Annotated in this window: 9 protein-coding genes; 2 read left to right on the forward strand and 7 right to left on the reverse strand. The window is 67.4% G+C overall.

The features are described from left to right. Positions 1-21 precede the first annotated feature (21 nt). From narH to BM115_RS18010, 5 genes are all read right to left on the reverse strand, one after another. The gene (gene narH, locus BM115_RS17990) at positions 22-1,575 is read right to left on the reverse strand and encodes a nitrate reductase subunit beta (protein WP_092296925.1); all 1,554 of its coding nucleotides are present in this window, start codon (positions 1,573-1,575) and stop codon (positions 22-24) included. Continuing rightward, the gene (locus BM115_RS17995) at positions 1,572-5,300 is read right to left on the reverse strand and encodes a nitrate reductase subunit alpha (protein ID WP_092296928.1); all 3,729 of its coding nucleotides are present in this window, start codon (positions 5,298-5,300) and stop codon (positions 1,572-1,574) included. The genes narH and BM115_RS17995 overlap by 4 nt, the downstream gene beginning before the upstream one ends. 165 nt (positions 5,301-5,465) lie before the next feature. After that, a complete protein-coding gene (locus tag BM115_RS18000) occupies positions 5,466-6,848 on the reverse strand; it encodes a NarK family nitrate/nitrite MFS transporter (protein WP_092296931.1) in 1,383 nt (460 codons plus the stop codon). 37 nt (positions 6,849-6,885) lie between these two features. Continuing rightward, positions 6,886-8,175, reverse strand: coding sequence for an MFS transporter (locus BM115_RS18005; RefSeq protein ID WP_092296934.1), 1,290 nt, complete (start codon positions 8,173-8,175; stop codon positions 6,886-6,888). Positions 8,176-8,340: 165 nt separating this feature from the next. Further along, positions 8,341-9,579 (reverse strand): MFS transporter, encoded by a 1,239-nt coding sequence (locus BM115_RS18010; protein WP_092296937.1) that lies wholly within the window; start codon positions 9,577-9,579, stop codon positions 8,341-8,343. 115 nt (positions 9,580-9,694) lie between these two features. Here BM115_RS18010 and BM115_RS18015 point away from each other — a divergent pair, with 115 nt between their 5' ends. Both BM115_RS18015 and BM115_RS18020 read left to right on the forward strand, forming a co-directional pair. Further along, positions 9,695-10,642 carry a LysR family transcriptional regulator gene (locus BM115_RS18015; RefSeq protein ID WP_092296941.1) on the forward strand — a complete coding sequence of 316 codons (948 nt, stop codon included), beginning with the start codon at positions 9,695-9,697 and terminating at the stop codon, positions 10,640-10,642. Positions 10,643-10,838: 196 nt separating this feature from the next. Then, positions 10,839-11,447: a hypothetical protein gene (locus BM115_RS18020; protein ID WP_255370887.1), complete on the forward strand. Its 609-nt coding sequence runs from the start codon at positions 10,839-10,841 to the stop codon at positions 11,445-11,447. A gap of 31 nt (positions 11,448-11,478) precedes the next feature. On the opposite strand, the gene BM115_RS18025 is transcribed toward BM115_RS18020, so the two are convergent. Then, positions 11,479-11,796 (reverse strand): H-NS histone family protein, encoded by a 318-nt coding sequence (locus BM115_RS18025; RefSeq protein ID WP_092296944.1) that lies wholly within the window; start codon positions 11,794-11,796, stop codon positions 11,479-11,481. A gap of 411 nt (positions 11,797-12,207) precedes the next feature. Then, positions 12,208-13,608 (reverse strand): NCS2 family permease, encoded by a 1,401-nt coding sequence (locus BM115_RS18030; protein ID WP_092296949.1) that lies wholly within the window; start codon positions 13,606-13,608, stop codon positions 12,208-12,210. Positions 13,609-14,064: the final 456 nt, after the last annotated feature.

A 14,064-nucleotide genomic window follows, 5' to 3' on the forward strand; every position in this document is an offset into this window, starting at 1 on the left:
TGGATCCGTTGTTAGCAGGTGTCAGCAGGTTTCAGTCGGCTTCTTGCGCGACTTGGGCATGTCCGCGAAGACCACGCTGCCCTGCGGCTTTTTGCCGAACAGCGAGCCCTCGGACGTACCGCCCGAGCAGCCGTTGCCGAACGTGAAGCCGCAGCTGCCTTTCTCGTTGAAGCTGTCCTCGACCATTTCCTTGTGTGACGATGGAATCACAAAACGATCCTCGTAATTGGCGATGGCCAGCAGGCGGTACATGTCCTCCACCTGCACCGGGGTCAGCCCCACCTGCCGCAGCACGGCGAGGTCCGCCTCGCCATCCACGACTTCCGAGCGCTTGAACGCCCGCATGGCCAGCATGCGCTGCAGGGCGGTCAGCACTGGCGCCACGTCGCCGGCGGTCAGCAGGTTGGCGAGGTACTTGAGCGGAATGCGCAGGCTCTGCACGTCCGGGATCATCCCGTTCATGCCCATGAAGCCGCTTTCCGCTGCCGACTGGATCGGCGAGAGCGGCGGCACGTACCAGACCATCGGCAGCGTCCGGTATTCGGGATGCAGCGGGAAGGCGATCTTCCATTCGCAGGCCATGCGGTAGACCGGCGACTTGCGCGCGGCATCGAGCCAGCTCTGCGGAATGCCCTGGCGCAGCGCCTCGGCCTGCACGGTGGGGTCGTTCGGGTCGAGGAAGACGTCGAGCTGGGACTGGTACAGGTCGCGCTCGTCCTCCACGCCGGCGGCGCTGGCGATCCGATCCGCGTCGTACAGCATCACGCCGAGGTAGCGGATGCGACCGACGCAGGTCTCGGAGCAGACGGTCGGCTGGCCGCCCTCGATGCGTGGGAAGCAGAAGGTGCACTTCTCCGCCTTGCCGCTCTGCCAGTTGAAATAGATCTTCTTGTATGGACAACCAGAGATGCACATCCGCCAGCCACGGCACTTGTCCTGGTCGACCAGCACGATGCCGTCGTCCTCGCGCTTGTAGACCGAGCCGCTCGGGCAGGACGCCACGCAGGCCGGGTTCAGGCAGTGCTCGCACAGACGGGGCAGGTACATCATGAAGGTGTTCTCGAAGGTCGAGTACATCTCCTTCTGCACGTTCTCGAAGAGCTGGTCGCGGCTGCGCGAGGCGAACTCGCCGCCGAGGTCATCCTCCCAGTTCGGCCCCCATTCGATCTTCTCCATCTTCTTGCCCGTCAGCACGGACACCGGCCGGGCGGTAGGCGGCGTCGGCATCAGCGGCGCCTTCTGGAGGTGCTCGTAGTCGTAGGTGAACGGCTCGTAGTAGTCGTCGATCTGCGGCAGGTTCGGGTTGGCGAACAGGTTCGACAGAATGCGCGCGCGGCCGCCCTGGCGTGGCGTGAGCGAGCCGTCGGGCTGGCGCTGCCAGCCGCCGTTCCACTTGCGCTGGTTTTCCCATTCCTTGGGGTAGCCGATGCCTGGCTTGGTCTCGACGTTGTTGAACCAGGCGTACTCCACGCCGTCGCGGCTGGTCCAGACGTTCTTGCAGGTCACTGAGCAGGTATGGCAGCCGATGCACTTGTCGAGGTTCAGCACCATGGCCACCTGGGCGCGGATCTTCATCGCGGGGCTCCTTCTTCTTGTGCGGACTGGGGCAGTGGGGTATCCATCCAGTCCACCTTGTTCATCTTGCGCAGGATCACGAATTCATCGCGATTGCTGCCGACCGTGCCGTAGTAGTTGAAGCCGTAGGCCAGTTGCGCGTAGCCGCCGATCATGTGGGTCGGCTTGGTGACCGCCCGCGTGACCGAGTTGTGGATGCCGCCGCGCATGCCGCTCATCTCGGCGCCTGGCACGTTCACGATCTTTTCCTGCGCGTGATACATCAGGCACATGCCTTGCGGCACACGCTGGGACACCACCACCCGGGCGGTCAGCGTGCCGTTGACGTTGAAGACCTCCACCCAGTCGTTGTCCCGGATGCCGTTGGCGCGCGCCTCGGCCTCCGAGATCCACACGTGCGGCCCCCCGCGCGAGAGCGTGAGCATGCGCAGGTTGTCCGAGTAGGTGGAGTGGATGCCCCACTTCTGGTGCGGGGTGATCCAGTTCAGCACCAGCTCCGGGTTGCCGTTGGGCTTGCGGCCCAGCATCGGCGCCACCGTGCGGGTGTCGATGGCCGGCTTGTAGACGCAGGCGCCCTCGCCGAAGTCGAGCATCCACCGGTGGTCCTGATAGAACTGCTGGCGCCCGGTCAGCGTGCGCCAGGGAATCAGCTCGTGGACATTGGTGTAGCCGGCGTTGTAGCTGACTTCCTCGGATTCCAGCCCGGACCACGTCGGCGCGGAGATGATCTTGCGCGGCTGGGCCTGTACGTCCCGGAAGCGGATCTTGTCGTGCTCCCGACCCAGTGCCAGGTGGGCGTGCGGGCGGCCCGTGATCTTGGACAGCGCCTCCCACGCCTTCACCGCCACGTGGCCGTTGGTCTCGGGCGCGAAGGTCAGGATCATCTCGGCGGCGTCGATGGCCGTCTCCAGCCGGGGCCGACCGTAGCTGACGCCGGGCGCGGTCACGGTCTGGGTCAGGTGGCCCAGTTCGGCCACCTCGTGCCTGGTATCCCAGCCGATGCCCTTGCCGCCGTTCCCGAGCTTGTCCAGCAGCGGGCCCACGGAGGTGAACTTCTTGTAGAGATCCGCGTAGTTGCGCTCCACCACGGTCATCGACGGCGCGGTCTTGCCGGGGATCAAATCGCACTCGCCGTGCTTCCAGTCGCGCGGCTCGAAGGGCTGGCCCAGCTCGCCCGGCGTGTCGTGCAGCAGCGGCGTGCAGACCAGATCCTTGCGCGTGCCCAGGTACGGGCCGCCAATCTCGCTGAACTTCTCGGCGATGGCCTTGTAGATCTCCCAGTCGGTCTTGCTCTCCCACAGCGGCTGCACGGCCTCGGAGAGCGGGTGGATGAACGGGTGCATGTCCGACGTGTTCAGGTCGTCCTTCTCGTACCAGGTGGCCGTGGGCAGGACGATGTCGCCGTAGAGGCAGGTCGTGCTCATGCGGAAGTCGAGCACCGTCAGCAGGTCCAGCTTGCCCTCGGCGGCCGGGCGGACGTTGACCTCGCTCGGGCGGATGGCGTCGCGCTCGTCGCTGAACACGGCGTTCTGCGTGCCGAGCAGGTACTTGAGGAAGTACTCGTGGCCCTTGCCCGAACTCCCCAGGATGTTGGAGCGCCACACGAACATGTTGCGCGGGAAGTTGGCCGGGTTGTCGGGGTCGTCGCAGGCGAATTGCAGCGCGCCGGACTTGAGCTGGTCGACGGTATAGGCTACCGGGTCCTGCCCGGCGCGCTCGGCGGCGTCCACCACATCGAGCGGATTGGCGCCCAATTGCGGCGCGGACGGCAGCCAGCCCATGCGTTCCGACTTGGCGTTGAGGTCCAGCAGCGACAGCCCGGCGTAGCGCGCCTTGTCCGCCGTGGGCGCGAGGATCTCGTCCACGGCGAGCTTCTCGTGGCGCCACTGGCTGGTGTGGTTGTAGAAGAACGAGGTGCCGTTCATCTGGCGCGGCGGGCGCGACCAGTCCAGCCCGAAGGCCAGCGGCGCCCAGCCGAACTGGGGCCGCAGCTTCTCCTGCCCCACGTAGTGCGCCCAGCCGCCGCCGCTCTTGCCGATGCAGCCGCACATCATCAACAGGTTGATGATGCCGCGATAGATCATGTCGTTGTGGTACCAGTGATTCAGCGCGGCGCCGACGATGACCATGCTCTTGCCCTGCGTGCGGTGGGCGTTCTCGGCGAACTCGCGCGCCACCTGCGTCACCAGGCGGGCCGGCACGGTCGTGTGCTTCTCCTGCCAGGCGGGGGTGTAGGGCACGTCGTCATCGAAAGAGGCCGCCACGTTCGGCCCGCCCAGGCCCTGGTCCACGCCATAGTTGGCCAGCTGCAGGTCGTAGACCGTGGCGACCAGCGCCGTGCTGCCATCGGCCAGCGTCAGGCGGCGCACCGGCACGCGGCGGCGCAGCAGCGCGTCATGCTCGCCGCCGAAGTAGGGGAAGCCGACTTCCGCCACGGTGTCTTCATGGCCGAGCAGCGACAGGCGCGGATCGATCGTCTTGCCGTCCTGGCTGTCGCGCAGCTCCAGATTCCAGCGGCCGGCCGTGTCGTCGCCGGGCGTCCAGCGGAAGCCGATCGAGCCGTTCGGGGCAGTCACCTCCCCGCTGGCATCGTCGATCAGCAGCGTCTTCCACTCCGCATGCCGGGACTCGCCGAGACTGCCGTCGAGATGGGAGGCGCGCAGGAAGTGATCGGGCACCAGCGTGCCGTCCTGCTCGCGCAGCCGCACCAGCATCGGCATGTCGGTGTACTGCTTCAGGTAGTCGCGGAAGTAGGCGGACTTGCCGCCCACGTGGAATTCCTTGAGTACGACGTGGCCCATGGCCATGGCCAGCGCGGCGTCGGTGCCCTGCTTGGGGGCGAGCCAGATGTCGCCGAACTTGACCATCTCGCCGTAGTCGGACGAGACCGCCACGGTCTTGGTGCCCTTATAGCGCACCTCGGTGTAGAAGTGGGCGTCCGGCGTGCGCGTCTGCGGCACGTTGGAGCCCCAGACCATCAGGTAGGTGGCGTTGTACCAGTCGGCGGACTCGGGCACGTCGGTCTGCTCGCCCCAGGTCTGCGGGCTGGCCGGCGGGAGGTCGCAGTACCAGTCGTAGAAGGACAGGCAGGCGCCGCCGAGCAGGCTCAGGTAGCGCGCGCCGGCCGCGTAGGACACCATCGACATGGCCGGGATGGGCGAGAAGCCGATCACGCGGTCCGGGCCGTACTGCTTGACCGTGAACGCGTTGGCGGCGGCGATGATCTCGGTGGCCGTGGCCCAGTCGGCCCGGACAAAGCCGCCCAGCCCGCGCACGCTCTTGTAGCGGGCGGCGCGTTCGGGGTCCTGGCTGATCCAGGCCCAGGCGGCGATCGGGTCCATGGTCTGGCGCGCCTCGCGCCACATGGCCATCAGCCGGCCGCGGATCATCGGGTACTTCACGCGCTGGGCGGAGTAGACGTACCAGCTGTACGAGGCGCCGCGCGGGCAGCCGCGTGGCTCATGGTTGGGCAGGTCCGGGCGCGTGCGTGGGTAGTCGGTCTGCTGGGTTTCCCAGGTAATCAGGCCGTTCTTGACGTAGACCTTCCACGAGCAGGAGCCCGTGCAGTTGACGCCGTGGGTGGACCGCACCACCTTGTCGTGCTGCCAGCGGGTGCGGTAGCCGTCTTCCCACTTGCGGTCTTCGTTGACCACGGCGCCGTGGCCGTCGGCATAGGTGGACGTGACGCGCGACAGGAACTTCAGTCGATCGAGGAAATGACTCATGGTTTGGCTCCAGCAGGGACACTTGCAGCTTACGGAGCGCGTGCCGCGCAGGCCATTCGCTGGTGGAGCAGGGGAGACGACGGCGATCGGCCTAGGCGGGACCCGTCGGCATCGTCCGGAAGAACTATGCCGACGGGCGGGGTTGACGCGCGGGTGAAGCAGGAATCAGCAGGGCATGGCCGCGTTGCGGCGCGCGTAGCACCACCAGGTAATCGCGGCGCAGCTGATATAGAACAAGATGAAGAGATGGAGCGCAGCGTCCGGCGCGCCGGTCATCTCCAGCGCGGTGCCGAAGCTCTTGGGGATGAAGAAGCCGCCGTACGCGCCGATGGCGCCGGAGAAGCCGAGCACGGCGGCGGATTCCCGGGCGGCGTCCTGCACGGCCACCCGCTGGGCGGGCGCGCCCGGGCCGGCGGCGCGCAGGCGCTCGGTCAGGAAGATCACCGGGATCATGCGGAAGGTGGAGCCGTTGCCGATGCCGGTCAGCGCGAACAGCACGATGAACGCGCCCAGGAAGCCGCTGAAGCTGCCGCCCGTGCCGTTGTGCGGCAGCGCCGCCAGCACGGCCACCACGCCGCCGATCATGCCGAGGAAGCTCCACAGCGTGACCCGCGCGCCGCCGAGCTTGTCTGACAGCCAGCCGCCCACCGGGCGCGTCAGCGCGCCGACCAGCGGGCCCAGGAAGGCGTAGGCCGTGGGGTTCACGTTCGGGAACTGCGACTTGGTCAGCAGCGCCAGCCCGGCCGAGAACCCGATAAACGAGCCGAAGGTGCCCACGTAGAGCCAGCACATCAGCCAGTTGTGGCGGCGCCGGAAGATCACCGCCTGCTCCGCGAACGAGGCGCGCGCGTCGGCAATGTCGTGCATGCCGAACCACGCCGCCAGCGCCGACACAGCGATAAACGGCACCCAGATAAAGCCCGCGTTCTGGAGCCAGAGCTGTTGCGTGGCGCCGTTGGCCGCGTATTCCTGCCCGGCCCCGCCCAGCGCGCCGAACACGGCCACCGACACCACCACCGGTGTCACGAACTGCACGATCGAGACGCCGAGGTTGCCGATGCCGGCGTTCAGGCCCGTGGCCAGCCCCTTGCGCGCCTTCGGGAAGAAGAAGCTGATGTTCGCCATCGACGAACTGAAGTTGGCGCCGCCCAGCCCGCACAGCAGGGCCAGCCCCAGCAGCGTCGGGTAGCTGGTGGACGGGTCGCGCAGCGCGAAGCCCATGCCGAGCGCCGGAATCAGCAGCAGCGCGGTGGAGATGGCGGTGAAGCGCCGCCCGCCGAAGATCGGCACGAGGAAGGAGTAGAAGATGCGCAGCGTGGCGCCGGACAGCGCCGGCAGGGCGGTCAGCCAGAACAGCTGGTTGCCGGTGAAGTGGAAGCCGGCGCGGTCCAGGTTCACGGCCACCACGCTCCAGAGCATCCAGACCACGAAGGCCAGCATCAGCGCGGGAATGGAGATGCAGAGGTTGCGGTAGGCGATGCGCGCGCCCTGGTATTTCCAGAACGCCGGGTCTTCAGGTTCCCAGCGGGTCAGTACGGAGGTGCTCATGGCGTTATCTCGTCGAAGGGGGGAAGGTGGGAAAGATTCAGGCCACCGCCGGGGCGGCGCCGCGATGGCTGTAGTGCATCCACACCAGACTCACGCAGACGGTGCCGTACATCAGCATGAAACAGCTGCTGCGCACGCCGGTCAGGTCGGCCAGCGCGCCGAACAGGATCGGCAGGATGAAGCCGCCGAGCCCCCCGGCCAGCCCCACCACGCCGGAGACGGCGCCGATGTTCTGCGGGAAGTCATTGGCGATGAACTTGAATACCGACGCCTTGCCGATGGCGAACGCGATGCCCACCGCGAACAGCAGCACCGTGAACAGCGTGGGGGACAGGCCGAGGTGGAAGGCCAGCGGACCGTTGGCGGTCTGGATCACGAGGTCGGTCTGCGGGTAGCTGAGCAGGAAGAAGCCAACCCAGCTCACCCACATCACCCACCAGGTGGTGCGATGGGCGCCGTAGCGGTCCGAGATCCAGCCGCCGATGGCGCGCAGCATGCCGCCGGGCAGGGAGAAGCACGCGGCCAGGAAGGCGGCGATGCGGATGTCGAACCCATATTCGCCGATGTAGTAGCGCGTCATCCACAGCGCCAGCCCCACGTAGCCACCGAACACCACCGAGTAGTACTGGGAGTAGCGCCAGACCCGTGGGTCGCGCAGCATGGCCATCTGGGCACGCCAGCCGGCGCTGCTGGCGGCCACGCGGTGCGCCGGGTTGCTGGCCGAGAAGACCCAGAACAGCAGCGCCGTGGCCAGCATCGCCACCGCGTAGACCTTCGGCACGATGGTCCAGGTGCCGGCGGCGGCGATCAGCGCCGGGGCGACGAATTTGGTTAGTGCGGCCCCGGAGTTACCGGCGCCGAAGATGCCCATCGCCAGCCCCTGCCGATGGCGCGGGAACCAGCGCGCCACATAGGGCGTGCCCACCGAAAACGAGCCGCCGGCCAGCCCGAGCAGCAGCCCAAGCGCCAGCAGCTGCCAGAGGGTGGTGGCATAGGCGAGCAGCCAGATCGGCACCACGGTGGCCAGCATCAGCAGGAAGAAGACGATGCGGCCGCCGTAGCGGTCGGTCCAGATGCCCAGCGGCACGCGGATCAGCGATCCGCTCAGCACCGGCATGGCGGCCAGCAGGCCGAATTCGGTGTCGTTCAGGCCAAGCTGCTGCTTGAGCGGAATGCCGAGCACGGCGAACACCATCCAGACAGCGAAGCAGATGGTGAACGCGAACGTGCTGGAGGCCAGCACGCCGTTGGCGCGCAGGGAGATCGCCGGCGCGTCGTGCAGGACGGCGGAGGAGGGGGGAGAGGACGAGGATGAGGGGGAGGCCATCGAGAGGTCCAAATGGACAACAAGGGATGGCCCCCAGCGTAGGCACGGCTGCCTGCCGTGCCTATTCGCCGGCCGGGGAGCGGGCGGGGCGGGTGGCCCCTGTCGATGGAACTAGTCCGGTTGGTGGTTATCGATCGGACAAATTCGAGAACGCGGGTCAGGCAGTCACGATGCCTCCGGGGCCAGCCCGGCGGCCTGACCGCCATCGCTCCGCCGTTCGGCCCGCACGGCCAGCAGCGCGATGCCCAGCGCGCCCAGCGGCGCCAGCGCCGCGATCCACGGCAGCGCGGTCAGCCCCGGGCCGTGGTCGACCACCACGCCACCGAGCCACGCGCCAATGCCGTTGCCGAGGTTGAACGCGGCGATATTGAAGCTCGACGCCAGGTTCTGGCCCGCGCCGTGGGCGTGGCGCAGCACGCGCAGCTGCAGCGGGGAGACCGTGGCGAACGCGGCCACGCCCAGCGCGCCGACGAACGCCACCACCGCCACTGGCTGGTGGAGCGCCAGCGTCATCGCGGCCAGCACCAGCGTCAGCACCGTCAGCGAGCCCAGCAGCGCACCCGTGGGACGCCGGTCCGCCATGCGTCCGCCGAGGATATTGCCGATGATCATGCCGCCGCCGAACAGCAGCAGGATGGGCGACACCGCCGCCTCGCCGTAGCCCGAGACCCGGGTCAACAGCGGCTGCACATAAGTAATCACCGCGAAGATACCGACCGATTGCAGCACCGTCATCAGCAGGCCGAGCAGCACTTGGGGGCGGGCGATGGTGCGCAGTTCGTCGGCAAGGCGGGCCGGCGCGGCGTCGTCGCGGCTGCGCTGCACCAGCAGGGCGATCACCGCCAGCGAGGCCAGGCCGATCACGGTCATCGCCCAGAACGTGCTGCGCCAGCCGAAGTGCAGGCCGAGCCAGGCGCCGGCGGGCATGCCGAGCAGCGTGGCCAGCGTGAGGCCGGAGAACATCACCGAGATGGCCGAGGCGCGGCGGTTGGCGGGCACGAGGCCGGTGGCCACCACGGCGCCCACGCCGAAGAACGTGCCGTGCGTGAGCGAGGTCACCACGCGCGCAATCATCAGCGTGGTGTAGTCGGGCGCCAGCGCGCAGGCGGCGTTGCCGATGGTGTAGATCGCCATCAGCACCAGCAGCACGGCCTTGCGCGGCATGCGGCGGGTGAGCAGCGTGAGGACCGGCGCCCCGGCGAACACGCCGAGCGCGTAGCCGGAGACCAGCATGCCGGCGGCGGCGATGGTCACGCCGAGGTCCCCCGAGACCTGGAGTAGCAGCCCCATGATGACGAATTCGGCACATCCGATGCCGAACGAGCCGGCGGTCAGGGCATACAGCGCCACGGGCATCCGCGAGGACGGGCCGGTGGCGGGGGGGGAAGGGAGGGGCGCGGCCATGTCGGGAAGTTGGGGACGGATTCTGGAAGGCGCCAGTGTCGGCCTTTCGCAGCTTCCGAAAAACGGGCAAGATCCAGAATCAGTTTCAAGAAATCATTGAGAATCGGATCGGATCATGGACCGGATTGGCGACATCGGCTTGTTTCTGCGCGTGCTGGACCTCGGCTCGATCAGCGCGGCGGCGCGCAGCCTCGACCTCTCGGTGGCCGTGGCCAGCCAGCGGCTGCAACGGCTGGAGCGCGACCTGGGCGTGCGCCTGCTGCATCGCACGACCCGGCGGCTGCATGCCACCCCCGAAGGCGCGGTGCTGGCGGAGCAGGGCCGGGCGCTGGTGGAAGACCTGGAGGCGTTGTCCGGCTCGCTGCGGCAGGCGGGCGCCGGCGTGACCGGGGTGCTGCGGATTACCACCTCGGCCTCGTTCGGCCGGCAGTATCTGTCGCCGCTGCTGCCGGATTTCCTGCGCGCCCATCCCGGCGTGCGCCTCAGCATCAGCCTGACCGACCATGTACTCGATCTGGTCAGCAGCGGCTTCGACCTCGCCATCCGCATCGGCACACTGGCGGACTCCACGCTGGTAGCGCGCAAGCTGGCGGACAACCAGCGTCTGCTGTGCGCCTCGCCCGACTACCTGGCGCAGCATGGCTGGCCGCAGACGCCGCAGGACCTCGCCCATCATCAATGCCTGATCCTGGTCGGCAGCCAGGGCCGCTCCGATGTCTGGCGGATGGGCGATGGCGCCGGCGGCGAGGTGGCCGTGCGCGTGCAGGGCCGGGTGGAGGCCAATACGGGCGAGTTGCTGGCCGATGCGGCGCTCGCCGGCTTCGGCATCGCCATGCATTCAGTCTGGCATGTCAGCGCCGACCTGCGGGCTGGCCGGTTGGTGCCGGTGCTGCCCGACTACCCGCTGGCCGACAGCGGCATCTACGCGGTGATGCCGCAGCGCCGGCTGGTGCCGCCGCGCGTGCGGGCCTTCGTCGATTTCCTCGCCGAACAGTGGGGCGACGCCCCGCCCTGGGCGGCCGGCTGGGTCGATGGCGGGGTGGATGGCACCCGGGCTGGGTGATGGTCACGAGACAAACTGCTTAAATCTTGAGCAGTCCGGTGGGGTAACGCACAGACGCGGCCCCGGGGGCGCGACGCCACAGGATATCCACAGAACCTGTGGATATCCTCAACGTGGGCCAGACCACGCCCCAAAAGCGCCTCCTGCGGCTATGCTGTGCCACCATCCTCGGTCAACTGTCAGCTTCGTGCTTCCTATGCGCAAGATCCGGCTTGTTGCGGCAAGGGTTTTCCCGATGTTTCTCGTGGTTGTGGCTGGCGCCGGCCTGTCCGGCTGCGTGGCCCAGTACCGCGTGCCCTCGGGCGCCCCCTATGCCAGCGTGCGGCTGCTGACCAATACCGATGAGAACACCACCTTCAGCGTGGTGGACCCGGCGAAGTGCCCGACGCCGGCCCGGCCGCTGGTGCTGGCCGGCATGGGCAAGCAGCTCGCCGCGATGGGGCGAGACCGGGGGCTGGACATGGCAGGCAGTTCTCCCGAGCCGCCCGCGCAGACGCGCGAGCGCAAGGTGGCGGTCGGCAAACGGGTGTATGTCGCGGTGACGTCGATGGCGGCGCCGCCGGCCGAAGAGATACGCTGCGCGGCGGGGGTGTCATTCATTCCGCAGTCAGGCGCGCAATATGAAATCCGCTATACGCGCGATGAAGCGGCGAGCCAATGCGCGGCGCGCGTGCTGCGCCTGCAGCCAAGGCCCGATGGCGGGGCCAATCTGGTGCAGGAAACCAGCCAGCAGGGATTCCGGGCGTTGCGAAAGGAGTTGATTTGCGACGCGCCGGGCGTTGAGCCGGCGCGCGCAGGGCAATAAGCGTCAGCGCTTATCGAGAGGAATATCGAACTCAGGCTTGTTCGATCAGGAAGCGCTCGGGGCGCTTGCCCAGCCATGCCGGGGCGCGGCCACGGCCCGACCAGGTCTTGCCGGTTTTCGGGTCCTGGTATTTCGGGGGCAGCGCTGCGGTCTTGCGTGCCGGGCTGGCACCGCTGCCAGCGGGACGACCACGACGGCGCTTCGGCGCAATATCGTCGACCGTCAGGTCGTAATCGGCCATCAATTGGCGAATCTGCGCCACGACGCCAGAGACTTCATTGGCGCGCACCTCGCTGAGTTTGGCTTCCAGTGCTTCTTTTTCAGCCAGTAGTTGCTTGTAGGTCGGCATTTTGGATCCCCGTTCAGATTGTTGTTCGCGGCATGTTACAGGACATTGCTGACTATTGTCGTGACTAGTCGTCCCATAAAATATTACAAAAGATAAACGGATTTTCCTAATGAAAAACGTTTGTTCCAGATGTGGGATCTGAATCGGACTACGCAAGTCCGTATTTTCGGATTTGAACGAATTTCAATGTCGATGCATTTCGACGAATGCCGACGAATCTCGACCAATGCCGAAATCGTGGAGCGAAAATCGCCGCGCATGACAGGCGCCGCGCAGGATTGGCGGCACTGATATTTTTGGCGACTCGGCAAGAAAAAAACCCCCGGAGGGAAAGACTCCGGGGGCTGCGAATTCCACTGGTTACCCAGGGTGGTACTGCACACATCGTTGACCGATGGGATCGGACATTTCTTAGATTGCCCAGCCTCCGGCATAGAAGGCGGCCAGCGCCACGGCAATGGCCACGGTGCCGATATTGAGCTTGCGCCATTCGCCCGAGACGATTCGGCCAATCACCAGCGTGCAGAAACCGAGCATGATGCCGGTGACGATATTGCAGGTCAGCACGATAAAGACCGCGCAAACCAGACCGGCCATGGCATCGACCAGATCGTCCATATGCAGGCGGCTGACGCTGGACAGCATCAGCAGGCCCACGTACATCAGCGCAGGCGCCGTGGCGTACGACGGCACCAGCCCGGCCACCGGCGAGAAGAACATCACGGCCAGGAACAGCACGCCGACGGTCACCGCTGCGAGGCCGGTGCGCGCGCCGGCGGCCACGCCCACGGTGGACTCGATATAGGCCGCCGCCGGGGCGCCGCCGAACATCGCCGAGAAGATCGAGCTGACCGAGTCGGCGGTCAGCGCGCGGCCGCCGTTATGGATGCGGCCGGTGGCGTCGAGCTGGTTGGCCTGGCCGGCCACCGCGCGGATCGTGCCGGTGGCGTCGAACACGGCGGTCATCACCAGCGCCAGCACGCTGGGCAGCACGGCGGCGGACAGCGCGCCGCGGATGTCCATCGCACCGATCAGCGAGGCATGGCCGGGCGTCGACAGGCTCGGCAGCGCGAACACGCCGGTGTACTTCACGGCCGGGTCGAACATCAGGCCCAGCGCCGAGATGACGATGATGACCAGCAGGATGCCGCCCGGCACGCGACGGCGCTCCAGGCCGAAGATCGCCGCCAGCCCGAGTACCGACATCACCACCGGGAACGCCGTGATGTGGCCCAGTTGCACGGGCAGGCCGGGGCCGGGATTCTTGACCACCAGGCCGACCTCGTTCGAGGCAATCAGCAGTAAGAAAAGTCCGATGCCGATCCCCGCGCCATGGGCCACGCCGGCCGGCAGGTTGCGCAGGATCCAGGCGCGCACGCCGGTGACCGAGATCGCCGTGAAGACCACGCCCATCAGGAACACGGCGCCGAGCGCCACCTCGGGAGAGAGCTTCTGTCCGAGCACGAGGCCGAAGGCCATGAAGGCGGTGAGGGAGATGGCGCAGCCGATGGCGATGGGCAGCTTGGCCCAGAGCCCCATCAGCAGCGAGCCGAACGCCGTGGTCAGGCACACGGCCACGAACACCGCGCTGGTGTCGAAGCCGGCCTTGCCGAGCATGCCCGGCACCACGAACACGGCATAGACCATCGCCATGAAGGTGGTGGTGCCGGCCACCACCTCGCGGCGCCGCGTACTGCCGCGTGCGCTGATCTGGAAATACTCGTCGATTTTTCCCGCGCGGCCGGCGCGCGTGCCCTGCGCGTGCGCTACGTCATCCACGTCCGTGACGGACGGATACGGCTGTTCGATCATGATGGTCTGCCTCCTTGCAGGGGCGCCGCGCCGGTCCGCGTACGGATACGGCGTCAGCTTGTCTCACGTGGTTCTGGGTGCGAGGGCGGAGGTCCCGGTGGCATCGGTGCTCGGGGTGCGGGCGTCTCTTTCCTCGGTGTCCGGCCCGGGGGCCGGTGGCCGGTCGGCTGCCTCTGGCGGGCAGGATCCGGCGAGGCTCAACGGTAGGGGAGCGCTGCGCCGCTTTCATCATCGGGGCGCGATGCGGAACATGCGGGGCGCCGAATAACCACGGGTTTGCGGTGCTCCCGGAGGCTCAGGGATTTCCCTCGGTGGACGGCCGGACGGCGATTTTGGCCTTCGATGGGCCCTGGAAGGTAGGTTCCGGTCACATGGCCGGGGCATCCTGCCGGAAAGCGGGCGGGATCGCTAAAGGTCCCGGCGGCGGCGCCGATAGACCTTTGGCAACACCTGTCC

The organism is Cupriavidus sp. OV096, from assembly GCF_900115455.1.
GTDB lineage: Bacteria > Pseudomonadota > Gammaproteobacteria > Burkholderiales > Burkholderiaceae > Cupriavidus.

Excerpts from the sequence above, each read along its gene's own strand:
- BM115_RS18000 (WP_092296931.1), bottom strand. The coding sequence starts at position 6,848 with ATGAGCACCTCCGTACTGACCCGCTGGGAACCTGAAGACCCGGCGTTC.
- BM115_RS18025 (WP_092296944.1), bottom strand. The coding sequence starts at position 11,796 with ATGCCGACCTACAAGCAACTACTGGCTGAAAAAGAAGCACTGGAAGCC.
- BM115_RS18010 (WP_092296937.1), bottom strand. The coding sequence starts at position 9,579 with ATGGCCGCGCCCCTCCCTTCCCCCCCCGCCACCGGCCCGTCCTCGCGG.
- narH (WP_092296925.1), bottom strand. The coding sequence starts at position 1,575 with ATGAAGATCCGCGCCCAGGTGGCCATGGTGCTGAACCTCGACAAGTGC.
- BM115_RS18005 (WP_092296934.1), bottom strand. The coding sequence starts at position 8,175 with ATGGCCTCCCCCTCATCCTCGTCCTCTCCCCCCTCCTCCGCCGTCCTG.
- BM115_RS18015 (WP_092296941.1), top strand. The coding sequence starts at position 9,695 with ATGGACCGGATTGGCGACATCGGCTTGTTTCTGCGCGTGCTGGACCTC.
- BM115_RS18030 (WP_092296949.1), bottom strand. The coding sequence starts at position 13,608 with ATGATCGAACAGCCGTATCCGTCCGTCACGGACGTGGATGACGTAGCG.
- BM115_RS17995 (WP_092296928.1), bottom strand. The coding sequence starts at position 5,300 with ATGAGTCATTTCCTCGATCGACTGAAGTTCCTGTCGCGCGTCACGTCC.
- BM115_RS18020 (WP_255370887.1), top strand. The coding sequence starts at position 10,839 with ATGCGCAAGATCCGGCTTGTTGCGGCAAGGGTTTTCCCGATGTTTCTC.